The following is a 21,494-nucleotide window of genomic DNA, read 5'->3' as shown; positions in this document are numbered from 1 at the left end:
ACGTATCCTCTGACGCCTTATCCCACAAGCGGGGCAGGGGGCTTCAGGCCGGGCATTGGATGCGCACATGCGCCACCAGCCTCAATCGAACTGATACTGCACACCCGCGCCGACATACCAGGCGCGCTCCGGGCCGGGTTCGTAGTAGCGGCCGTTGCCGTCACCGACAATCACCGACCCGATGTACTCGCGATCCAGCAGGTTGTCGATGCGCAGCACCTGGTTGAAGGTCAGCGCCCCGGCCTTCTGCTCAAAGCGTGCCTGCCAGTTGAACAGTGCGTGGCTGGGCGCCGTCTTGGCGGTATTGCTGTCCTCGACGTAGAGCTTGCTGCGGTACAGGCCTTCGACGGCGGTGCTGAACCATGGCTGCGGCTGCCAGGCCAGCTCGCCATATAGCGTGCGCGCGGGAATGCCGGGCAGCTTGTTGCCCGATTCGATCAGGCGGCCGTTGCTGGTGAAATCCTTGCTGTAAGTGGCGTCGATCTCGGTGTAGGCGAGGTTGGCACGCAAGGTGTCGCTCAAGCGGCTTTCCAGTGCCAACTCGACGCCCCGGCGGCGGGTCCGCGCGGCGTTCTGGAAGCGACTACGGCCACCGCTGGCCGACGCCACCACCAGCTCATCATCCGTGTCGATCTGGAACAACGCCAGTTGCAGGCTGGTCGCTTGTGCGAGACGGGCCTTGAGTCCGATTTCAATTTGCTCGCTGGTGGCTGGTTTCAGCTCGAAGCCGAAGCTGTTATTGGGGCCAGAATAGGACAGCTCGTTCAGCGTCGGCGTTTCAAGCCCCTTGCCCCAACTGGCATAGATATTCAGATCTGGCAGCAGGGCGTAACTGGCGCCAAGAGTGGGCGTGAGCTTACGGTAGGTGACCGAGCCGCTGTCATCGCCATTGCTCAGGAAGCGGTCATCCACGTCGAACTCTACCTGGCTGTGGCGTAGACCAGCCTGTAGGTCAAGTTTGCCCAGTTGCCAGGCTGCCTGGAGGTAGGGCGACAGACTGGTGACTTCGTTGCGCTCGTCGCGGCGCAGATTACCTTTCACCCCCAGGGTGGCACCGACGAAATTCTCGTAGCCCTGGCGGTCATCGCGCGAATAGTCGTAGTCCAGGCCGGTGGTGACGGTCAACAGGCTGCTGCCGAGATTGAACGACTGGATCCAGCGATTGCCGATGCCGTGGAAGCGCCGCTCGAAGTCGATCACGCCGCCTGACTGAGACGCCGGTGCCTGCACAAAGACAGGAATCGACTGGTACTGAATCACCCGGCGTGTGCCGCTGTAGAGCGTGCTCTGCCAGGTTCCAGCGGCGAAGCTGCGCTCGTAGTTGAGGGCGAACTGGCGATGATCGACGGTCTTGCGCGTATCGAACTGCAGTGCGCTGGGTGCGGCGGCGCGGCGGTCGCTCTGTACCTGATCCCAGGTCAGACCCTGCGGGTCTTGCGTGTCGTTCTGATCCAGTTCGCTGAAGCTCAGGCTGAGCTTGCTGAGGTCATCCGGGTACAGGGTCAGCTTGGCAAAGGTCTTGTCGAGGATGGCGCCGCTGTGGTCGCGGTAACCGTCGGTCTCGAAATGCGAGCGGTTGATGATGAAGCCAGCTTTGTCGTTGCCGCCTTCGGCCGAGACGCGGGTACGGCTGGTGCCGTAAGCGGCCTGGGAGGTGTCGAGCGAGACCTTGGGGGCGCCTTCGCCATCGCGCGAGAACAGCTGGATGACTCCACCGGAGTTGCTGCCGTAGACGCTGGCGAATGGCCCGCGCAGGACCTCGATGCGCTCCAGGGTGTCGAGGTCGAAGGTCGCCGCCTGGCCCTGGCCGTCCGGGTTGGACAGCGGCACACCATCGGCCAGCAGCTTGATGCCGCGAATGCCGAAGGCCGAGCGGGCGCCGAAGCCGCGTGAGGATATCTGCAGGTCCTGCGCGTAGTTCTGCCGGTTCTGCACCACCAGCCCCGGCACACTGCCGAGCGCCTCGGAAAGATTGACGCCTGGTTTACCCAGAGTGGCCTGTTCGGCATCAATGCGGTTGACCGAGAAGGGCAGTTGCCAGCCGCTGGCCTGGTAGCGGCTGCCGGTGACTACCAGTGGGTCGGCCTGGTAGGTGGCGTTTTCGGCCTGTGCAGCCAGTGGCAGGAACAATGCGGGCAGCCAGAAGCGGGGGCTCAGCCGGTACATAAGCGAAATGTCTCCCTTGGGGCAGGTAGGCGATATTGAACGTGTCAGTCAGCAGCGGACTAGCGCTGGGTGATAGCCATTAGCGGAAATGCTCTACGAAATGTTGCCGAAAGAGGGTTGTCGAACGATTTGGATAGCGCTAACATCCGGATCAAACAATGAGCGGCGCCACCTCGATGGTGCCCATGGAGTTCCCATGCAACAGCAGTCTTGCGCATTGCCTGCCCGTACCACCCTGGTGGTCATGGGGGTCAGTGGCTCCGGCAAGAGCGAGATCAGCCAGGCGGTCGCCACCGCACTCGGTTGGCGCCATATCGAAGCTGATCATTTCCATCCTCCCGAGAACGTAGAGCGCATGCGCGCGGGCATCCCGCTGAGCGACGAAGACCGTCGCCACTGGCTGGATGCACTGTGCGAGCAGATGCTGGCCGCGCAGGCCGCAGGTGAATGCTTCGTGCTGGCCTGCTCGGCGCTCAAGCGTGCTTACCGCGAGCGCCTGCGTCAGGCGGTTCCGGGGTTGCAGTTCGTGCATCTGGATATCGATCACGCCACTGCGGTGCAACGTGTCGGTGCTCGGCCTGGACATTTCATGCCGACTTCGCTGGTCGACAGCCAGTTCGCCACTCTCGAAAGCCCGGCAGGTGAACCATACGTACGAGTCGTCGATGCGCAACAGTCGCGGCAAGCGTTGGTAACCGACATTCAGGCTTGGGTTCGTCGCGAAGCTACGGAGGCCGTGCCGAGCCAGGCTCAGGATATGCTCGATAGCGAAATTGATAGCGCTAACCAGGCTGCCCAGCTAGGCGCCGAGCCGATCTACGAAGGTCGCATCGCGCGCATGTTCGATCGCCTGACCGATGGCCTGATGGCGGTGCTGATGGCCTTCATGGTGGTGGCGGTGTTTACCAACGTGGTGCTGCGCTACGCCTTCGGCACCGGCTGGCCGGGCGCCGAGGAGCTTTCGCGGTTGGCGTTCGTCTGGCTGGTCTTCGTCGGTGTGGCCTCTGGTATGCGCCGTGGCGAGCTGATGACCTTCCGCATGATTCGCGACCGCTTCCCGCTGCTAGCGCAGCGACTGGTGGATTCGCTGAGCTGGATTCTCGTGGCAGGAGCGAGCCTGCTCTCGGCCTTGGGCGCCTGGAATCAGGTGCAGTTCGGCTGGGGCAACGTCAGTACCGTGGTTGGTTATCCGGTGGTGCTGGCGATGCTGCCGGTGCTGGCGAGCATGCTGGTGCTGGCGATTCTGGCGGTGGTGCAGTTGGTCAACCTCTGGCGGCGTGCGCCGCAGGCGACATTGACCCAGGCGCACGTCGAATGATGCTGGCTCCATTCCAACAAGACGGGCACTGCCCACCGAGGACCTGCCGATGACTGTCGCGGTATTTCTTTCTTCCCTGCTGGGGTTCATGGCATTCGGCATGCCCATCGCCTTCGCCCTGATCCTCACTGCTGCTGTACTGATGTGGTACCTGGATTTCTGGGACGTGCAGTTGCTGGCGCAGAACCTGCTCGCCGGCGCTGACAGCTTCCCGCTGCTGGCGGTGCCGTTCTTCATCCTGGCCGGCGAGCTGATGAACGCCGGCGGCATTTCCCGGCGCATCATTGCCATGGCTCAGGCCTACTTTGGCCATCTGCGTGGCGGCCTCGGCTACGTTGCCATTGCGGCCGCCGTGCTGCTGGCCAGTATGTCCGGCTCGGCATTGGCCGACACCGCTGCACTGGCTACCTTGCTGTTGCCGATGATGCGCCAGCGCGGTTATCCGGTGCATTCCTCGGCGGGCCTGGTAGCCGCTGGCGGCATCATCGCGCCGATCATTCCGCCGTCGATGCCGTTCGTGATCTATGGCGTGGTCACCAACACCTCCATCAGCCAGCTGTTCATGGCGGGGCTGGTGCCGGGATTGATCATGGGCGCCGGCCTGATCGTCGCCTGGACGCTGATCGCTCGCGGCTTCACCGAGCCCACGCCGCCCAAGGCCACTGCTGCAGAGCGCCGGCGGGTGCTGATCGACGGTGCGGCGGCGCTGATGCTGCCGGTGATCATCGTTGGTGGTCTGCGCTTCGGTATCTTCACCCCCACCGAGGCCGCCGTGGTAGCCGCCATGTACGCGCTGGCCGTGTCCACCTTGCTCTACCGCGAGTTGAGCTGGAACGACCTGATGGAGACCCTGACCCGCGCCAGTCGCACCACGGCGTCGGTGATGTTCCTGTGCGCCGCGGCCACAGTCTCGGCCTACATGATTACCCTGGCGCAGTTGCCTGACGAAATCGGCGCCATGCTCGGGCCGCTGGCCGAGCACCCCAAACTGCTGGTACTGGCGATCATGCTGCTGATGATCGCGGTTGGCATGGTGCTCGACCTGACCCCGACCATCCTGATTCTGGCGCCGGTACTGGCGCCCATCGCGATCAAGGCCGGTGTCGATCCGGTGTACTTCGGCGTGATGTTCGTGCTGATCGGCTCCATCGGCCTGATCACGCCGCCTGTGGGCACCGTGCTTAACGTCGTCGGCGGTATCGGCAAGTTGCGCATGGAAGTGCTGGTACGCGGCGTCATGCCGTTCTTTCTGATTTACCTGATCATCGTCGCGATGCTGGTGGCGTTTCCGTCCATCGTCACCGTGCCGCTGGCCTGGCTGCGCTGAGTTGACCTGACGGCGTTGGCGCGCCGATATCATTCACAACAATAAGAGGTAGACCCGATGAAACGTCCACTGCTCGCCATCCTCACCGCTGCCATGCTGTGCAGCCCGCTCGCCAGTTTCACCGCCCATGCCGATGACGTGCGCTCACGCATGATCCGCTTCGGTTACGGCCTCAACGAGAACAGCAATCAGGGCCGCGCGGCCAAGCTGTTCGCCGAGGAGGTCGCCAAGGCCTCCGACGGCAAGCTCAAGGTGCGCACCTTCGGTGCCGCCAGCCTGGGCTCGGACGATCAGATGCAGAGTGCGCTGATTGGCGGCGCGCAGGAAATGATGGTCGGCTCCACCGCAACCCTGGTCGGCATCACCAAGGAAATGGCGGTGTGGGATACGCCTTTCCTGTTCAGCAGTGCCGAGCAGGCCGATGCCGTGCTCGACGGCCCGGTGGGCCGCCAGGTCATGGACAAGCTGGAAGAGAAGGGCCTGGTCGGCTTGGTGTACTGGGAGAACGGCTTCCGCAACCTGACCAACAACACGCGGCCGATCAGCAAATTGGAGGACTTTTCCGGCGTCAAACTGCGGGTCATGCCCAACCCGGTATTCCTCGAGACCTTCAAGCTGATGGGCGCCAATGCCGTGCCGTTGCCATTCTCCGAGCTGTTCACCGCGCTGGAGACCAAGGCCGTCGACGGCCAGGAAAACCCCTTCAACACCATTCTTTCCTCGAAGTTCTACGAGGTGCAGAAGTACCTGACCGTGACTAACCACGTGTACAGCCCGTGGATCGTCACCGTGTCCAAGCGCTGGTGGGATGGTCTGTCGCAGACCGAGCAGAACATCCTGCTGGAGGCGGCCAAGAAGGCGCGTGACTTCGAGCGTAAGGACACCCGCGAGGAAGCAGCCCGTGCCCTGGCCGAGCTGAAAGACAAGGGCATGCAGATCAACGAAGTGGAGCCGACCGAAGTGCAGCGCATGCGTGAGCAGGCCGCGCCGGCGATCCAGAAGGTCGTCGAGACCGTCGGTCAGCAACTGTTCGATCAAGTGCAGACTGAAGCCGAGAAGGCCGCTCTATAAGGGCTTGCCCAGGATCGGCTCGGCCAGTGCGCCGCTGATTCTGAGCAGGTTCGCAGTTTCGCGGGGCACGCAGGTGGTAACGCTCCTTGCATGGTGGCGTTACCCCGGGCGGCGTGTCCCGCGCTTTATTCCCCGGCGGGGCTGGTAGAATCGGCCGCTGAAATCATTGGAGGCGCTATGAGCCAACGCCGTCGCCGGTCCGCAGAACGTGTCACCTTGTCCGACGTGGCCAAGGCCGCAGGCTGTTCGTTGATGTCCGCCTCGCGCGCGCTGTCGCAGCCGGGGCGGGTGTCTGATGCGTTGCGCGAGCAGGTGATGCGCGCCGCTCAGGCGCTGGGTTACGTGCCCAACCCGGCAGCGCGGGCATTGGCCAGTTCACGCTCGAATCTGGTGGCAGTGGTGATCCCGTCACTGTCGAACTCGGTGTTCGTCGATACCGTGGAGGCTATCCAGCGGGTGCTGATGCCGGCCGGCTTCGAAATGATGATCGGTGTCAGTCACTACCGGGTCGAGGAGGATGAGCGTCTGCTGCGGTCCTACCTGGCGCACCAGCCAGCGGGTCTGCTGCTCACGGGCTTCGAGCGCAGCGACGCGGCGCGCGAAATCCTCGGCGCCAGCAGTTGCCCATTGGTGACGTTGATGGAGCTGAGCGAGGAGCCGGAGGATTACTGCGTCGGCTTCTCTCAGGTCGAAGCCGGCGCCGCGATGACCCGTGCCCTGGTGCAGCGTGGTTACCGCCATATCGCCTTTGCCGCCGCGCAGCTTGACCCACGCACCTTGCAGCGTGCAGAAGGCTATCGTCAGGTGATGCGTTACCTCAATCGACATGACCCGGCGCTGGAATTGCTGACGCCGGAGTTGTCCTCCATCGGCTTGGGCGCCGAGTTGCTCGACCGTCTGCTGGCGCAGCAGCCGCAGATCGATGCGGTGTTCTTCAACAACGACGACCTGGCCATGGGGGCACTGTTCCGCGCGCGTCAGCTGGGCCTGGACGTGCCGGGAAGCCTGGCCATCGCCGGTTTCAACGATTTGCCAGCCGCAGCCTGGATGCATCCGGCCTTGAGCACCGTGCGTACCACCCGTGGTCGTGTCGGTGAGCTGGCGGCGAACATGCTGCTGGCGCTGATGCGTGGCGAAACGCCGGAGCAGCACTGCATCGACGTCGGCTTCGAACTGGTGATGCGCGACAGCGCCTGAGGCTATTGTTTCCTGTTGGCCGCCGCCATTTGCTCGGCGGCGTCCAGGCGCAGGCGTTCACGCTCATCGAAACGTTCTGCTGCCAGCGCCTCGATCGCCGCGCGCTTGTCGCTGCTGCTGAGCCCAGCATTGGCCTCAATCTTTGCCTTGGCAGTGATGTAGTCATCCAGACGCTTCTGCCAGTTCTGCCGCTGGTTATCCAGCGTCTCCAGGCGCGTGGTGGCTTCGGCGCCTACCAGTTGCTGACGCATCTGGCGGATCTGCGCAGCGTTGGCGCCTTCGGCCAGCAGGCGGGCGGTGTGCTGCCGTAGTTCCTGCTGCAGTTGCGGCAGTACGGCGTCCTGCAGCTCCTCGGGCAGAGACGCACGCAGGCGGTCGACGGCAGCACCTTTCTCTTCTGCGCTCATTCTGCTGTCGTGCTGGATGGCCAGGCGCTCCAGGGTGAAGCGGCTGTAGCCTTCCTCGCGGGCGAAGAAGGCCTGGTGGGTCTCGCTATCGAACAGACGCGCGCGCAGTGTCTGTACGGCGCTTTCGCGCTGGCGCATGGCATCCAGGCTGGCCATTTGCGGCAGGTCGCGCTCCAGCAGCACCAACTCACGCTTGTAGCTCAGGTATTGGTCCAGCAGCGTCTGCGCGTGGGCTCGTGCAGGTTCCTGCAGGTTGCTGTCGATGTAGTTGCGCAGGCGCGACACGCTGGCATCCAGGCTTTCCTCGCCGATGCTGGCGAGGAAGTAATCGAAGATGCGGCGGATGTCTTCGCTGATGATCAGATTGCCGTCGGCGTCCACGCGAAAGCTGCCGTCGACTTCGGTGCCGACGAAGGAGCTGGGCAGGGCCAGCGTGGTGGTCTTCTTCCGCGTCTCGTTGATAGTCGGCGTTGCGGCCTCGGTAGTCGGCTCCGCTACAGGCTGCGAAGCCGTGGCGGCGGGAGGCGTGAATGGGGTCGGCTGGTGTCCGGGTTGCAGGTAAAGCATCAGCGCCAGGCCGGCGGCGATCAGTAGCGGCAGGACGAACAGGGTTTTCTTCACGGCAGGTTCCAGTAGGGCGTCGGATCGGGATCGCTCCTGATCCGAACCAGGGCTTGGAGCAATACCCGTAGGGTGCGCCGTACGCACCGGATTGTCGGTAACGCTGGCATTTCGGTGCGCACGGCGCACCCTACGAGGCCTGGCAGTCTAGAGCCCGGCGTTCTTCAGGCGGTTGGCATGCTGGCGGTAGACGGTAACCGGATCGGTCTCGAACAGGCTGGTCAGACCAAGTGTCTGGTTGACCTCGTCGAGATGGTTCATCCGGTAGTTGTCACGAATCACCTGGCCCATGTGCGAGCTGCAGCGGCCGACCAGACCGTCGTTGGCTTCGTTGCCGAAGGTCAGCGAGGAGGCGCCCATTAGCAGGTCGCTCGGGTCGAGCAGGTTGGTCAGCGGGCTGGTTCCACTCCAGGAGTAGTAGCGCACGCCGCCTACGCTGTAGGCACCTTCGCCACAGGCGCTGGTGGGAATGCCTTGCGGGAACTTGGTATTGAAGCGTGCAGCGCCCTCGCTGTTGAGCGATTCCAGCGAGCCCAGTGCATTCTGCGGCGTGGTGCTGGAACTGCCGGAGAGGAAGTTGATCAGCGTCCCCAGGCCGTTGACGATGCCAACCAGCAGCGGGGTGGCGACCGGGCCGGCCGGGCCGTCGCTGATGCCTTTGAGGAAGTCGGCGGTGGCCGAACCCTTGTGTGGTGCGCCGACGCTGGTGACCGATGCCACCAGATCCGGGCGTACGGCGGCGACATAGCGGGTGGTCGGGCCGCCATGACTGTGGCCGATCAGGTTGACCTTACCCTTGCCGCTGATGGCGACGATGTCCTCGACCTGCTGCAGCAATTGTTCACCGCGCGCTTCGGAGGTGTCCAGCTGGCTGACTTCGGTGACGTAGACGCTGGCGCCGTCACGGCGCAGTGCCGCCGGGATGCCATACCAGTAGTCGACACCAAGGATACTGTCGAAGCCGAGCATGCCGTGGCCGAGGACGATGGGGTATTTGGTCTGGGTATAGCCGGATGATCCGAACCAGAATGCCTGGGTCTGGCCGCTGGCGAGCAGGCCGGCGCCGAGGCAGAGGGCGAGCAGGGTTTTATTGTTCTTCATGGGTGCTCTCGATGTGTTTGTTGAGGCAGTCGGCTGCTTCCAGCAATACAGATCGCACCCATCCCTTGGCGCGTACGGCGCAAGGACGATGGCAGGAAACATGCCATCGTCCTTGCGTTTCTGGCGAACCCTCTATCCAGGCGCTTTCGAGGATATTCGGGCGACTTGGCGTCGATATCGCCGCGTATTTTTTGTTACGTGCCGAAACGTCGGGTCGCGCCGATGGCCGCAGTTGATCCGGCCAGGCTGGGCGCCCATGGCCAGGAATGGGTCTTTCAAGCGGATGGAAATGCGCGGACCGAGTGTCGCCCAATCGAAGGTTGGGGTTGAAGTTGGGTGCGCCTTGACAGTTTGCCGTGGGCTTCTCTAGGATGCGCCCTGCGCCGATTTAAACAGCTACTTGCGGGGCGCCACAGGGGGTTGTCATCAACGCCTGAAATTCCGCTAAAGCGCTGGTTCGGTGTCGCCTCTCACCGCTGCCCAGCGGGATTCTCGAGGCGGAGACTCGACCATGATCTGTCCCCAACCCCTTATTCGCCTGGCGCCCATCACATCGGGTCTGCTGCTGCGCAATCCGCGCGTACTGCTGGGCGGTAGCCATCAACCCACCTTGTTGCGCTATCTCGAAGGCTGGCCCAAGCGCTGGGCCGGGTCGCGTGCCTTTCGCATCCAGTTCGTGCAGAACGGCGAGTCGCTGAGTCGCTTCGCGCGGGACAGTTTCGACCTGGCGGTGATCCAGGCACCCAGCGCCGAGGACGTGGCACAAACCGTCGGTGAGCTGGTGCGAGTGGCGCGTCAGGGGCTGATCACCCGGCGCTAGGGGGTCGTGGGGCCGTCTAGGCCGAACGCACCAACAACATCCCGTGGTCGCTGGTGTGCAGCGAATGCCCGCTTACCGGCTGTGTGCACGGCGCACCCTACGCGCCAGGTCTCAGGGATACTCGATCTCGACGATATAGCAGGTCTTCTCACCACTGGGGCTGTGTACCCGCACTTCAGCGTCCAGCCCCTTGCCGACCAGGGCGCGGGCCAGTGGCGAGTCGATGCTGATCAGGCCCTGCTTCAGGTCCAGCTCGTCGGGGCCGACGATGCGGTAGCGCGACTGCTCGCCGTCCTCGTCTTCGATGGTGACCCAGGCGCCGAAGTACACCTTGTTCGGATCGGATGGTTTGTCGCTGACGACTTTGAGCTTCTCCAGGCGCTTGGTGAGAAAGCGCACGCGGCTGTCGATCTCACGCAGCATCTTCTTGCCGTAGGTGTATTCGGCATTCTCCGAGCGATCACCCTGGGCCGCTGCTTCGCTGACTGATTGCGTCACCTGTGGCCTGCGCACATGCCACAACTCGTGAAGCTCGGCGCGCAGGCGCGCTTCGCCTTCGGGTGTGATCAGTGGCGTGCCGGCAGGGCGAGGGGGACGATAGCGGCTCATGGTGTCTCTACAAGATGGAAGGGGCGCCAGTCTAGCAAACCCCTCTCTAGCTTCTCAGCCTTCGCGCAATACGCTCAACGGGCTGGCATTCAGCGCGCGGCGAGTGCCGAGCACGCCGGCCAGGCCGATCAGCAGCGCGCCGATCAGCGGCAGCAGGAGCAACCATGGGTGAGGTTGCCAGCTCATGTCGAATGCGTAGCGATAGAGCAGAAAGCTCACCAGCTCGCAGCCCAGCGCGGCCAGCAGGCCAGCGGCAGCGCCGAGCAGGCCGAACTCGGCGCGGCGAGCGCTGATCAGCAGCTTGCGTTCGGCGCCCAATGCCCGCAGCAGCGCACCCTGACGAATGCGCTCGTCCAGTGTCGCCTGCAGTCCTGCCAGCAGCACGATGATGCCGGCGGCGAGCACGAACAGCAACACATACTCGATGGCCAGGGTGACCTGAGCGAGGATGCTACGCAGTTGCGCCAGCAGAGCGTCGACCTGCAGCAGCGTCACGCTGGGGAAGGCGCGGCTGAGGGCTATCAGTTCTGCGTCCTGTCCGGGCGGCAGGTAGAAGCTGGTCAGATAGGTGGCAGGCAGGTCCTGCAGGGTCTGCGGCTCGAAGATCATGTAGAAGTTGGGCTGGAAGCTGTCCCAGTCGACCTGGCGCAGGCTGGTGACCTGCGCTTCGCGTTCGATGCCGCCGACATTGAAGCGCAGCCGGTCGCCGAGCTTCAGTTGCAGGCTTTCAGCCAGTTCGGATTCGACGGAAACGCCAGGCAGTTCGCTGGCGTGCGCAGCGCCCCACCAATTGCCTGCGGTAAGCAGGTTGTCAGATGGCAGAGCCTCGGCCCAGGTCAGGCTCAGGTCGCGCTGGATGGCGCGCTCGCCGCGACTTTCCTTGGTTACCAGTTGGCGCACCGGCTCACCGTTGATCATGATCAGTCGGCCCGGCACCACGGGGTACAGCGGGGCTGGATGCGGCGACAGCTCGGCCAGGCGTGCGGCGAATGCATCGCGTTCGGCAGGCAGCACATTGAGGGCGAAGTGATTGGGCGCGTCCTCCGGCAACTGGTCCTGCCAGGTATCGAGCAATTCGCCACGCAGCAGGGCGATCAGCGCCATGGCCAGCAGGATCAGACCGAACGCCAGCGCTTGCCCGGCTGCAGCCAACGGGTGGCGCAGCAGCTGGCCCAGGCCCAGGCGCCAGGGCAGGGCGGCGCGCTGCAACAGGCGGCGCAGGCTCTGCAAACCGAGCAGCAACAGACCGCCGAGCAGCAATGCGGCGAGTAGTCCGCCACCCAGCAGCGCCAGCGTCAGACGCAGATCCAGGCTCAGGCGCCACATGATCAAACCCAGCGCGATCAGCGCTGCGCCGTAGACCAGCCAAGAGCTGGCCGGCACCGGCAGCATATCGCGGCGTAGCACGCGCAGCGGTGGCACGCGGCCGAGCGCGGCCAGCGGCGGCAGGGCGAAACCGGCCAGCGCCACCAGGCCGGTGGCCATGCCGGCCAATGCGGGCCACAGATCGGCAGGCGGCAGATCATCCGGGATCAGCCCGCGCAGCAAATGGAAGAGCACGTGCTGGCCGGCCCAGCCGAGCAGTGCGCCGATCAGGCAGGCGATCAGCCCCAGCAGTGCCAGCTGCAGGCCGAACAGGGCCAACGCTTCACGCCGTGACAGCCCGAGGCAGCGCAGCAGCGCACTGGCATCGAAGCGCCTTGCCGCGAAGCGAGCCGCCGAGAGTGCTACCGCGACGCCAGCGAGCAACACGGCTGCCAGGCTGGCCAGGTTCAGATAACGTTCGGCACGGCCGAGGGCACCGCCGACCTGGCGATTGCCATCGCGAGCGTCGTCCAGGCGCTGGTTGGGTTCCAGGCCGGCTTCAACTGCCTGACGGTAGGCCGCCAGGGCATTGGCATCGCCGCGCCAGAGTTCCCGAAAGCGCACACGGCTGCCGGGTTGTACCACTTCAGTCGCGGCAAGATCGTCCAGGTGCATCAGCACGCGCGGCGTCAGGCTGTAAAAGTCGCCAGCGGTGTCGGGGTCATAGGTCAGCACACGGCTCAGGCGCAGGGTTTTGGCGCCTATTTCCAGTTCATCGCCAATCTTCAGATTCAGCGCGACCATCAGGCGCGCTTCGGCCCAGACTTCTCCGGGGCGCGGGCCGGAACCCACTTCCTCTGGTGCGTAGGGTTCAGCAGCGCTCCTCAGTTCGCCGCGCAGAGGATAAAGGCTATTGGCTGCCTTGACGCTGGCCAGCTGAATGCCTTCCTGGGCGGCGACCACGCTGGAGAACTCTACCGCTTGTGCGTGATCGAGGCCCAGCTTGAGCCCCGCGTCTATCTGTTGCTGGCTGGCTGGCGAGCTGCCGCTCAGGCGCAGGTCAGCGGCGAGAAACTCGCTGGCACGCAGCAGCATTGCGTCATTCAGACGCGCGCTGAAATAGCCGATGGCGCTGCTGGCGGCCACCGCGACCAGCAAGGCGAAGAACAGCACCCGTAGCTCGCCGGCGCGGGCATCGCGCAGCAGTTGGCGGGCAGCGAGCGAAAACAGACGAGTGAAGGGCACACGTTTCATCAGGGCTCCACGCGGTCGATCAGGTGTCCGGCTTCCAGGCGGATCAGGCGCTGGCAGCGGTGCGCCAGGCGCTCGTCGTGGGTGACCAGCACCAAGGTGGTACCGCGTTCCTGGTTGAGCTGAAAGAGCAGGTCGCTGATGCGCTCTCCGGTGTGGCTGTCGAGGTTGCCGGTAGGCTCATCGGCGAACAGCACGTCCGGTTCTGCAGCGAAGGCGCGGGCAATGGCCACACGCTGTTGCTCACCACCGGAGAGCTGGCGCGGGTAGTGCGTCAGACGTTGACCCAGGCCGACGCGTTCGAGCAGCGTACGAGCACGCTGGCGGGCATCGGCATGACCTTCCAGCTCCAGCGGCAGCATCACGTTCTCCAGCGCGTTGAGGCTGTCGAGCAACTGGAACGACTGGAAGACGAAACCCACATGCTCGGCGCGCAGGCGCGCGCGCTGGTCTTCATCGAGCTCACTGAGGTTCTTGCCGGCCAGCAATACGGCACCGCCACTGGGCAGGTCCAGGCCGGCGAGCAATCCGAGCAGGGTGGATTTGCCAGAACCTGACGCACCGACGATGGCCAGGCTGTCGCCTTTGCTCAGTTCGAGATCGAGATCATGGAGGATGGTCAGCTCGCCTTCCGCGCTGCTGACCACTTTGCTAAGGTTCCGCGCAGCGAGAATGCTCGAAGTCATGGAGATTCCAAATGCGTGCATGGTGGTTGAGTGGTGCCTTGGCCCTGACGCTCTGGGCTCAGGGAGCGGTTGCAGGCACCCTGCTTGTGGTCGGCGATAGTATCAGCGCGGCTTTTGGCCTGGATAGCCGCCAGGGATGGGTCGCTTTGCTGGAAAAACGCCTTGATGAAGAGGGTTTCGAGCACGCGGTGGTCAATGCTTCGATCAGCGGCGATACCAGTGCAGGTGGCGCCGCACGGCTCTCTGCGCTCCTTGCGGAGCACAAGCCGGAGCTGGTCATCATCGAGTTGGGAGGCAACGATGGCCTGCGTGGCCAGCCCCCTGCGCAATTGCAACAGAATCTTGCGTCGATGATCGATAAATCGCAGTCCGCCGGTGCCGATGTGCTGCTTCTTGGTATGCGTTTGCCGCCCAACTATGGCGCGCGTTACACCACGTCTTTCGCCCAGGTTTTCGCCGATTTGGCGGAGCAGAAGAAGGTGCCACTGGTGCCGTTCTTTCTCGAGGGTGTCGGCGGCGTGCCGGGGATGATGCAGGCCGATGGCATTCATCCGACCGAGTCCGCGCAGGCGGTGTTGCTGGACAATGTCTGGCCGACGCTCAAACCTCTGCTGTAAGTGTCTGTTTTCGAGGGGCACAGAGCAGGCACAGGCTTTTCCGCCTCAAGCCTTTCAGCTAATGTGGCCGACCTGTCACGGAGCCCCAGATGCCGCGTCCCGCCTGGTCCCTTTATGCCTACCAACTGATTGAGCCGGATGAGCAGCTGGATCTGTTCGCCTGTCGTGAGGTGCGCGTGCACTTGGTGGCTCGCCAGCTGCGCCTGGGCGGGCATGCTGATCGCACGCTTTGCGATGGCTTGTTGCCGGCACAACCGCGCTGGCGGACGCTGGAAAAGGTCTGGCTGCGTGACCGTCGCCTGTGTCCCGCTTGCCTGGCGGCATTCGAGGCGCAGCGCCAGGGTTTGTGCTCGAATTGGGCGGATGGCTGACGTCTGCCCTGCTTGCGAATGGCGGTGTACAATCGCCGCAATATCACTCAACTCTTCAAGGGACATCCCGGATGTTGTCGCGCTTCTCTGCGGTCAACCGCTGCCTGACTCTGGTCGCACTGTGCTCCAGTACTGCGGTACAGGCACTCGAACTTCCACTGCCGCCGCCAGGCGAGGATGTGGTGGGCCAGGTACAGGTGATCAAGGCCAAGTACGAGGACACCTTCGCCGATCTGGGAACGGCAAATGATCTTGGCTATCTGGAAATGGTTGCCGCCAACCCGGGTGTCGATCCCTGGCTGCCGGGTGAGGGCACCGAGGTCATCCTGCCGACTCGTTACGTGCTGCCGCCTGGGCCGCGTGAGGGTATCGTCATCAACCTGGCCGAATATCGTCTGTATTACTTCCCGAAAGGTCAGAATGTGGTGCACACCTTCCCGCTGGGCATCGGTCGTGAGGGTTGGGGTTCACCGCTAGGCACTGGTCGCGTGACCGTGAAGACGCCGAACCCGGCCTGGTATCCGCCTCAGTCGATTCGTGAGGAGCATGCGGCCGAAGGCGATATCCTGCCCACCGTAGTACCGCCTGGCCCGGATAATCCGTTGGGCCCTTACAAGATGACGCTGTCGTTCCCTGGCTACCTGATCCACGGCTCGAACAAGAAGTTCGGTATCGGCATGCGCGTCAGTCACGGCTGCTTCCGCATGCTCAATCACAACGTGCTGGACTTGGCGGGTATGGTGCCGGTCGGCACGCCGGTACGCATCATCAACGAGCCTTACAAGTTTGGTGTGAGCAGTGGCAAGGTCTACCTGGAAGCGCATGCGCCACTGGATGACGAGGGGGATCCCTCTGTTGTCGACAAGCACACGGCGGTGATCAATGCGTTGCTCAAACGTGACGAACTCAGCGGCCTGCGCCTTGACTGGGAGATGGTCCGTGAGGTGGTTGCTGCCGAGGACGGTATGCCGGTGCCGATCGCTGCGCAGACCGAGCACGTAGTCGCGAGCAGCGATAACCCGTTCTGATCCAGCGACGTTGCAAAAACCCGCCTGCATTCGTGTACGCGGGTTTTTTATTGCCCGGCAATCGAGACGTTCCGAGAGTGCCGGAGCGCGAGCAGGCAATAAAAAAGCCGCACCAGTTGCCTGGGGCGGCTTTCGAAAAAACGAGTCGCAATTACTTGCGGCTGGCTTTTTCCAGCATACGCAGAGCGCGCTCGTTAGCTTCGTCAGCAGTCTGCTGAGCTTTCTGAGCAGCGGCCATAGCTTCATCGGCCTTGCGGTAGGCTTCGTCAGCACGTGCTTGAGCACGAGCAGCTGCGTCTTCGGTAGCAGTCAGACGAGCTTCGGTTTCTTTGGACATGCTGCTGCAACCGGTAGCCAGAACTGCGGCCAGAGCCAGAGCAGAGAATTTCAGAACGTTGTTCATCGTGTTCCCCTTGAGGTGGAGTTTTCCATAAAGAGCAATTCCCCAACTGCGGGAAATTAGCCGGCGTACATACTACCTATTACTTTTAGTAAGTAAACGGAGCCAGGGCAAGAGTTGCAGTTTTTTTTCTTTGGGCAGGGCGCTGAAGGATAGAATTTGCGTGGGCTGGCTAAAAAGTAGTCAGTTACGCATTCGATACAGTGTAGCGGTTGTACGAGCTGTTATAACTATCCCGGCTTTGAAACTAAAACAATAAAAGAGGGGATGCAGATGCTTGGGAATTTGGGGCTTTTGCTGGGCTTGGCGCTACTTATCTTCATGGCGTTGCGCGGGGTGAACATATTCATCGCTGCGTTGCTGTGTTCGATTCTGGTGGCCCTCACCAATGGCGTAGCCGTATCAGGTGCACTGCTCGAGCACTTTCCATTCGGCCCATTGGGTGCATTCACCTTTGCTGGCAAGTTCTTCGTGCTGTTTCTCTGTGGTGCGATCTTCGGCAAGGTCATGGCTGCCAGCCAGGCGGCCAGCAGTATTGCTCAGGCCATTACCCGCGGTCTGGGTACGCAACGAACGCTCTGGGTGGCGATGCTGGTGTGTGCGGTTCTCACCTATGGCGGGGTGGTGGTATTCGTGGTGATCTTCACCATGTATCCGCTGGGCATTACCCTGATGCGCGAGGCCAATCTGCCCAAGCGACTGTTCTGCGCCGCCACTGCACTGGGGGCGGGAACCTTCACCATGACGGCCTTGCCTGGCTCACCTTCGATTCACAACGTGATCGCAGCCAGTGCACTGGGCACCGACCTGTTCGCAGGTGCCTGGATTGGCCTGTTCGCCTCGCTGGTAATGATTGGTCTGGGCATGGCTTATCTGCAGCGCGAATGGCGCCTGGCGCGCGAACGAGGCGAGGGGTTCGAGCCTAACGCGCAGGACGAGCGCATGCAGCAGCTGGCCGGTGCACCCGGAAGCGGGCCACACTGGGGCATCGCGTTGGTACCGATCATCGTGGTGCTGGGGATCATTCTTCTGCCGCGCCTGCTCGCTCTATCTGGAGCAGCTGTGCCGGGCGAGGGGGCGCTGGGTGGGCTGCTGGCTTTCAGTCAGTCGCAGCCGATTCTCTGGCCCAGTCTGGCCTTGGTGATCGCTACCGGGGTGGCTGTGCTGATGTTTTCGGCGTTGCGCCGTAATACCGTCGGCTTACTGGGGCAGGGGGCTGACGATGCGATCATGCCGCTGCTGAACACTGCTGCGGTGATCGGTTTTGGTGGTGTGGTTACTCAGACCGCAGGTTTCGCTCAGTTCGCCCAATGGATACTGGGGGTGGATCTGCCGCCACTGTTGTCGGTGTTCGCCTCGGTTAGCGTGGTCTCGGGCATCGTCGGCTCGTCGTCTGGTGGCCTGCAGATTTTCATGCAGACCCTGGCACCGCGTTATCTGGAGATGGGCGTGGACCCTGAGGTGCTGCACCGTATCGCCAACATCACCGCTGGTGGGCTGGATTCGCTGCCACACTGTGGGGCAGTGATCGCGATGCTGATGATCATGGGGCTGACTCACAAGCAGGCGTACAAGGACATCTTCGTCATCACGGTACTGGTCCCCGTGATTGCGGCTTTGCTCTGCATCGCAGTCTTGAGCTTCTGATTGCTCGTGGCTGGGCAGCCCGGCGGCTGATAAGCTTGGCTAATTGCGTGGTCGGAAGTGGCACCGGAATTTGCGCTTTTGCCAAAGCACCGGTATGAAGTAAAAATTGACGCGCCGCTAACGGTTTGCGGCTAGAGGAGTGAAGATGAGCGAGGGGTTGTCCATTCACCATGACCAGGCGAGTCACCAGTTCGTGACGACCGTCGATGGTGATCGTGCCTATCTGGCCTATATGGATCTGGGCAAGCAGACGCTGGACATCTATCGCACCTTTGTACCCAACGGCCTGCGTGGTCGTGGCATCGCCGCAGCGTTGACCGAGCATGCCCTGCAGTATGCCGAAGGCAAGGGCTACACGGTGATTCCGTCCTGCTCGTATGTCGAGCGCTACATGGAGCGACGTTCGCGTCACCAGTAGGAGTCGGTTTGGCGTGGTGGGCTGAAGCCCTCCCTACGTGTGAATGCGGATACAAAAACGCCGGGCAATGCCCGGCGTTTTCATTGCTGTTGCGTCCTCAGCCGCGAGGGCGCTTAGGCAGTACGTCCTTGAGCTTTGCGTGCATGCTGCGCAGGCTCTTCTCGGTGGTATCCCAGTCGATGCAGGCATCGGTGATGGATACACCGTATTTGAGGTCGCACAGATTCTTCGGAATCGACTGGCTGCCCCAGCCCAGGTGGCTCTCGACCATCAGGCCAACGATGGAGTTGTTGCCTTCGAGAATCTGGTTGGCCACGTTCTCCAGAACCAGTGGCTGCAGTGCCGGGTCCTTGTTGGAGTTGGCGTGGCTGCAGTCGACCATGATGTTCGGGCGAATGCCGGCTTTCGTCAGTTCCTGCTCACAAATGGCAACGCTGACCGAATCGTAGTTGGGTTTGCCATTGCCGCCGCGCAGTACCACGTGGCCGTAGGCGTTGCCCTTGGTGGTGACGATGGACACGCCGCCTTCCTGGTTGATGCCGAGGAAACGGTGCGGGCTGGAAACCGATTGCAGGGCGTTGATGGCCACGGTCAGACCGCCATCGGTACCGTTCTTGAAGCCAACTGCCGAGGACAAGCCCGAGGCCATTTCCCGGTGGGTCTGGGATTCGGTGGTACGTGCGCCGATGGCCGACCAGCTGATCAGGTCCTGCAGGTACTGCGGGGAGATCGGGTCGAGCGCCTCGGTAGCGGTGGGCAGGCCCATTTCCGCGAGGTCGCGCAGCAGCTTTCGGCCGATGTGCAGACCGTCCTGGATCTTGAACGAATCGTCCAGATACGGGTCGTTGATCAGACCTTTCCAGCCGACCGTGGTACGCGGCTTCTCGAAGTACACGCGCATGACCAGGAACAGGCTGTCGGACAGCTCGGCAGCCAGCACCTTGAGGCGCTCGGCATACTCGTGAGCGGCCTTGATATCGTGGATGGAGCAGGGGCCGACGACCACGAACAGGCGATGATCCTTGCCGTCGAGAATGTCGCGTACCACCTGACGGCCATGAGCCACGGTCTTCAGTGCTGCATCTGTCAGGGGGATTTCGCGTTTGAGCTGATCGGGGGTGATCAGGGTTTCATTGGAGGCGACGTTGAGGTCGTCGATCGGTAAATCAGCCATCGTGCTATTCATCGGGTCAGGTCGTCAGGTCACGGGTGCCGGCCGCCAGCGATCCCCTATGGCGGTGCACAGCTAGTTGGTGCAGGGGGAGCCGAACCTTAGCGCGTACGGGGCGGCGCGACAATGGGCGTTAAGTTCAATAAGCCTCATAGAGTTGCAGTATGAGGTGGGTTATTGCTCTCGTTGCCGGGGGCTGCGCCGTATTCAGGCGAGATAGGGAAACTCGGCGGCATGCTTGGCGATCCAGTCCTGAGCGCATTGTTCGATGGCCATGGGGTGGCCCGACGCCTGTTCCAGCTGTTGTCGGTAATGCTGGATCTGGCAGACCTGCTCGACCATGCGCGCGCGGAACAGGGTGTCTTCATCGAGAAAGGCGATGCCTACCAGGTAATCGGTATCCTGGCGCCGGCACCAGGCCACTACGCCGGGGTAGCGCGCCTGTTCGCCCAGTAGCGGGATGCGCAGTTCAACCGAGGTGCCACGGCGAAAGCCGCGTGACGAGTTGCATGCGACCCCACCCAGGCTGATATTGTTCAGCCGCTGCCGGGGAATGCAGGCCTGTTTTCGCAGTACCAGTTCCACCGGCATATCGCTTGGATGACGCAGAAACTTACGCATGAACACCGACCTTGAATGCAGGCAAACTGATATCAGTAAATTCAGTATAGCGACGCAATTGGAATTGACCGATCTGGATGCCGACCGCCGCCTGCTCGATCTTCCCGGTGCCTCACTGCTGGTGTTCACAAGCACGGGCTGTGCCAGCTGCCGTTGGGCACGTCAGGCCTTGCCGGGGATGCCGCTACCCATCGAGCGCCTGTGCTGGGTCGATGCCGGGCATAACGCGGGGTTGGTGGCGCGCTACGAGGTATTCCACTTGCCCGCGCTGTTTCTGGTCAAGGACGGTCATTTCTTTGGCGCATTGCACGCACCTATTACCCATTCCGATCTGGTTACCGCCATGGGCGAGGCCCTGCTTCGCCCGGCTGAGGAGCTTCCCTGATGTCTCAATACCCTGCGCCGCGTATCGGCATCATCGGCACCGGTGCCATTGGCGGTTTCTACGGAATGCTGCTGGCTCGCGCTGGTCATGACGTGCACTTTTTGCTGCGCAGCGAGTACAGCGCGGTGGTTGAACGAGGTCTGCAGTTGAACAGCGCGGAACATGGTGCACTGAGCCTGGCGCCGGTACAGGCCTACCAGCATGTCGACGAGATGCCGCCGTGCGACTGGCTGCTGGTCGGTGCCAAGACCACGGCCAATGCCGAGCTGGCGCCGCTGATTGCCAAGGTAGCAGCGCCAGGCACCAAGGTGGTGCTGTTGCAGAATGGCCTGGCGGTGGAGGACGAATTGCGTCCGCTGTTGAGCGCCGATCTGCATCTGTTGGGCGGGCTCTGCTACATCTGCGTTCACCGCAGTGCGCCGGGCGTGATCGAGCATCAGGCACTGGGGGCGATCAACCTGGCCTATCACTCCGGGCCTTTGGCCGACGATGAGGCACGGCTGGCGCTGGTCGAGGAGGGCGCGAGCCTGCTGCGCAGCACCGGCCTGGATTCGGCGGCAATGCGCGATCTGGCACAGACGCGCTGGCAGAAGCTGGTGTGGAACATTCCTTATAACGGCCTGTCGGTGCTGCTCGATGCCGATACGCGGCGCCTGATGGGTAATCCCGACAGCCGCGCGCTGATCGCTGACATGATGCAGGAGGTGGTGCAGGCCGCTCAGGCGCTGGGTTACGCCATGCCGGACAGCTATGCGGACAAATTGCTGGCCGCCACGCAGCGCATGCCGGATTACTTGCCGAGCATGTACCACGACTTTGCCCAAGGGCGACCGGCCGAACTACATGCCATTTACGAGGCTCCGCTGGCGGCTGCGGACGCAGTGGGTTTCGCAATGCCCAAGGTGCGCGCCCTGTATCAGGCGCTTCGTTTCATTCAGGCTCGCCAGGAGGCTTAAG

The 21,494-nt window shown here is 62.8% G+C and carries 21 protein-coding genes; 12 read left to right on the top strand and 9 right to left on the bottom strand.

The genetic code is table 11. From position 1 onward, the window contains the following. Nucleotides 1–81: 81 nt before the first annotated feature. Nucleotides 82–2,166, bottom strand: coding sequence for a TonB-dependent receptor (locus INS93_RS07335; protein ID WP_192980860.1), 2,085 nt, complete (start codon nucleotides 2,164–2,166; stop codon nucleotides 82–84). Nucleotides 2,167–2,362: 196 nt separating this feature from the next. On the opposite strand from INS93_RS07335, the gene INS93_RS07330 reads away from it, so the two are divergent. The 4 genes from INS93_RS07330 (at nucleotide 2,363) to INS93_RS07315 (ending at nucleotide 7,079) form a co-directional block, all read left to right on the top strand. After that, entirely contained in the window at nucleotides 2,363–3,484 is a 1,122-nt protein-coding gene (locus INS93_RS07330; RefSeq protein ID WP_192980859.1) for a gluconokinase, GntK/IdnK-type, read from the top strand. Between the two features lie 49 nt (nucleotides 3,485–3,533). Beyond that, nucleotides 3,534–4,811, top strand: coding sequence for a TRAP transporter large permease (locus tag INS93_RS07325; protein WP_192980858.1), 1,278 nt, complete (start codon nucleotides 3,534–3,536; stop codon nucleotides 4,809–4,811). A gap of 57 nt (nucleotides 4,812–4,868) precedes the next feature. Continuing rightward, complete coding sequence (locus tag INS93_RS07320; protein WP_192980857.1) at nucleotides 4,869–5,882, top strand: TRAP transporter substrate-binding protein; 1,014 nt, start codon at nucleotides 4,869–4,871, stop codon at nucleotides 5,880–5,882. Nucleotides 5,883–6,059: 177 nt separating this feature from the next. Next, nucleotides 6,060–7,079, top strand: a complete 1,020-nt coding sequence (locus INS93_RS07315; protein WP_160017963.1) for a LacI family DNA-binding transcriptional regulator — start codon at nucleotides 6,060–6,062, stop codon at nucleotides 7,077–7,079. Between the two features lie 2 nt (nucleotides 7,080–7,081). Here the strand turns inward: INS93_RS07315 and INS93_RS07310 are convergent, their stop codons facing one another. Then, nucleotides 7,082–8,107, bottom strand: a complete 1,026-nt coding sequence (locus INS93_RS07310) for a lipase secretion chaperone (protein WP_192980856.1) — start codon at nucleotides 8,105–8,107, stop codon at nucleotides 7,082–7,084. Between the two features lie 147 nt (nucleotides 8,108–8,254). Beyond that, nucleotides 8,255–9,208 carry a triacylglycerol lipase gene (locus INS93_RS07305; RefSeq protein WP_192980855.1) on the bottom strand — a complete coding sequence of 318 codons (954 nt, stop codon included), beginning with the start codon at nucleotides 9,206–9,208 and terminating at the stop codon, nucleotides 8,255–8,257. A 511-nt stretch (nucleotides 9,209–9,719) separates the two neighbouring features. Here INS93_RS07305 and INS93_RS07300 point away from each other — a divergent pair. Then, complete coding sequence (locus tag INS93_RS07300; RefSeq protein WP_021488972.1) at nucleotides 9,720–10,028, top strand: hypothetical protein; 309 nt, start codon at nucleotides 9,720–9,722, stop codon at nucleotides 10,026–10,028. A gap of 111 nt (nucleotides 10,029–10,139) precedes the next feature. Here the strand turns inward: INS93_RS07300 and greB are convergent, their stop codons facing one another. The 3 genes from greB to INS93_RS07285 are packed head-to-tail and all read right to left on the bottom strand — an operon-like array spanning nucleotide 10,140 to nucleotide 13,879. Then, nucleotides 10,140–10,637 (bottom strand): transcription elongation factor GreB, encoded by a 498-nt coding sequence (gene greB / locus INS93_RS07295; protein WP_192980854.1) that lies wholly within the window; start codon nucleotides 10,635–10,637, stop codon nucleotides 10,140–10,142. A 54-nt stretch (nucleotides 10,638–10,691) separates the two neighbouring features. Beyond that, the gene (locus INS93_RS07290) at nucleotides 10,692–13,196 is read right to left on the bottom strand and encodes an ABC transporter permease (RefSeq protein WP_192980853.1); all 2,505 of its coding nucleotides are present in this window, start codon (nucleotides 13,194–13,196) and stop codon (nucleotides 10,692–10,694) included. Continuing rightward, entirely contained in the window at nucleotides 13,196–13,879 is a 684-nt protein-coding gene (locus tag INS93_RS07285; RefSeq protein WP_017676786.1) for an ABC transporter ATP-binding protein, read from the bottom strand. Before INS93_RS07285 ends, INS93_RS07290 begins: the two co-directional genes overlap by 1 nt. Before the next feature lie 11 nt (nucleotides 13,880–13,890). Between INS93_RS07285 and INS93_RS07280 the strand changes: the two genes are divergently transcribed. The 3 genes from INS93_RS07280 to INS93_RS07270 all read left to right on the top strand — a co-directional run bounded on the left by INS93_RS07280 (nucleotide 13,891) and on the right by INS93_RS07270 (nucleotide 15,895). Next, the gene (locus INS93_RS07280) at nucleotides 13,891–14,496 is read left to right on the top strand and encodes an arylesterase (RefSeq protein WP_192980852.1); all 606 of its coding nucleotides are present in this window, start codon (nucleotides 13,891–13,893) and stop codon (nucleotides 14,494–14,496) included. Between the two features lie 89 nt (nucleotides 14,497–14,585). Beyond that, nucleotides 14,586–14,867: a hypothetical protein gene (locus tag INS93_RS07275; protein WP_192980851.1), complete on the top strand. Its 282-nt coding sequence runs from the start codon at nucleotides 14,586–14,588 to the stop codon at nucleotides 14,865–14,867. A 71-nt stretch (nucleotides 14,868–14,938) separates the two neighbouring features. Further along, complete coding sequence (locus INS93_RS07270; protein ID WP_192980850.1) at nucleotides 14,939–15,895, top strand: L,D-transpeptidase family protein; 957 nt, start codon at nucleotides 14,939–14,941, stop codon at nucleotides 15,893–15,895. A 151-nt stretch (nucleotides 15,896–16,046) separates the two neighbouring features. On the opposite strand, the gene oprI is transcribed toward INS93_RS07270, so the two are convergent. After that, nucleotides 16,047–16,298 carry an outer membrane lipoprotei OprI gene (gene oprI, locus INS93_RS07265; protein WP_037003984.1) on the bottom strand — a complete coding sequence of 84 codons (252 nt, stop codon included), beginning with the start codon at nucleotides 16,296–16,298 and terminating at the stop codon, nucleotides 16,047–16,049. Nucleotides 16,299–16,568: 270 nt separating this feature from the next. On the opposite strand from oprI, the gene INS93_RS07260 reads away from it, so the two are divergent. Both INS93_RS07260 and INS93_RS07255 read left to right on the top strand, forming a co-directional pair. Then, nucleotides 16,569–17,942: a GntP family permease gene (locus tag INS93_RS07260; RefSeq protein ID WP_160017971.1), complete on the top strand. Its 1,374-nt coding sequence runs from the start codon at nucleotides 16,569–16,571 to the stop codon at nucleotides 17,940–17,942. A 145-nt stretch (nucleotides 17,943–18,087) separates the two neighbouring features. Next, nucleotides 18,088–18,360 carry a GNAT family N-acetyltransferase gene (locus INS93_RS07255; protein ID WP_100547829.1) on the top strand — a complete coding sequence of 91 codons (273 nt, stop codon included), beginning with the start codon at nucleotides 18,088–18,090 and terminating at the stop codon, nucleotides 18,358–18,360. Nucleotides 18,361–18,457: 97 nt separating this feature from the next. Here the strand turns inward: INS93_RS07255 and INS93_RS07250 are convergent, their stop codons facing one another. Together INS93_RS07250 and INS93_RS07245 are read right to left on the bottom strand one after the other, a co-directional pair. Then, nucleotides 18,458–19,534: a 3-deoxy-7-phosphoheptulonate synthase gene (locus INS93_RS07250; RefSeq protein WP_072423888.1), complete on the bottom strand. Its 1,077-nt coding sequence runs from the start codon at nucleotides 19,532–19,534 to the stop codon at nucleotides 18,458–18,460. Between the two features lie 204 nt (nucleotides 19,535–19,738). Beyond that, nucleotides 19,739–20,152, bottom strand: coding sequence for a PilZ domain-containing protein (locus INS93_RS07245; protein ID WP_160017972.1), 414 nt, complete (start codon nucleotides 20,150–20,152; stop codon nucleotides 19,739–19,741). Here INS93_RS07245 and INS93_RS07240 point away from each other — a divergent pair. Both INS93_RS07240 and INS93_RS07235 read left to right on the top strand, forming a co-directional pair. Further along, nucleotides 20,151–20,537 carry a thioredoxin family protein gene (locus INS93_RS07240; protein WP_192980849.1) on the top strand — a complete coding sequence of 129 codons (387 nt, stop codon included), beginning with the start codon at nucleotides 20,151–20,153 and terminating at the stop codon, nucleotides 20,535–20,537. The genes INS93_RS07245 and INS93_RS07240 overlap by 2 nt on opposite strands. After that, the gene (locus INS93_RS07235; protein ID WP_192980848.1) at nucleotides 20,537–21,493 is read left to right on the top strand and encodes a putative 2-dehydropantoate 2-reductase; all 957 of its coding nucleotides are present in this window, start codon (nucleotides 20,537–20,539) and stop codon (nucleotides 21,491–21,493) included. Before INS93_RS07240 ends, INS93_RS07235 begins: the two co-directional genes overlap by 1 nt. Nucleotide 21,494: the final 1 nt, after the last annotated feature.

The sequence above is a fragment of the Pseudomonas sp. EggHat1 genome, assembly GCF_014892995.1.
GTDB lineage: Bacteria > Pseudomonadota > Gammaproteobacteria > Pseudomonadales > Pseudomonadaceae > Aquipseudomonas > Aquipseudomonas chaetocerotis.
Note: the sequence above shows the minus strand (reverse complement) of the source record. Positions and strands in the feature narration are given on the sequence as shown.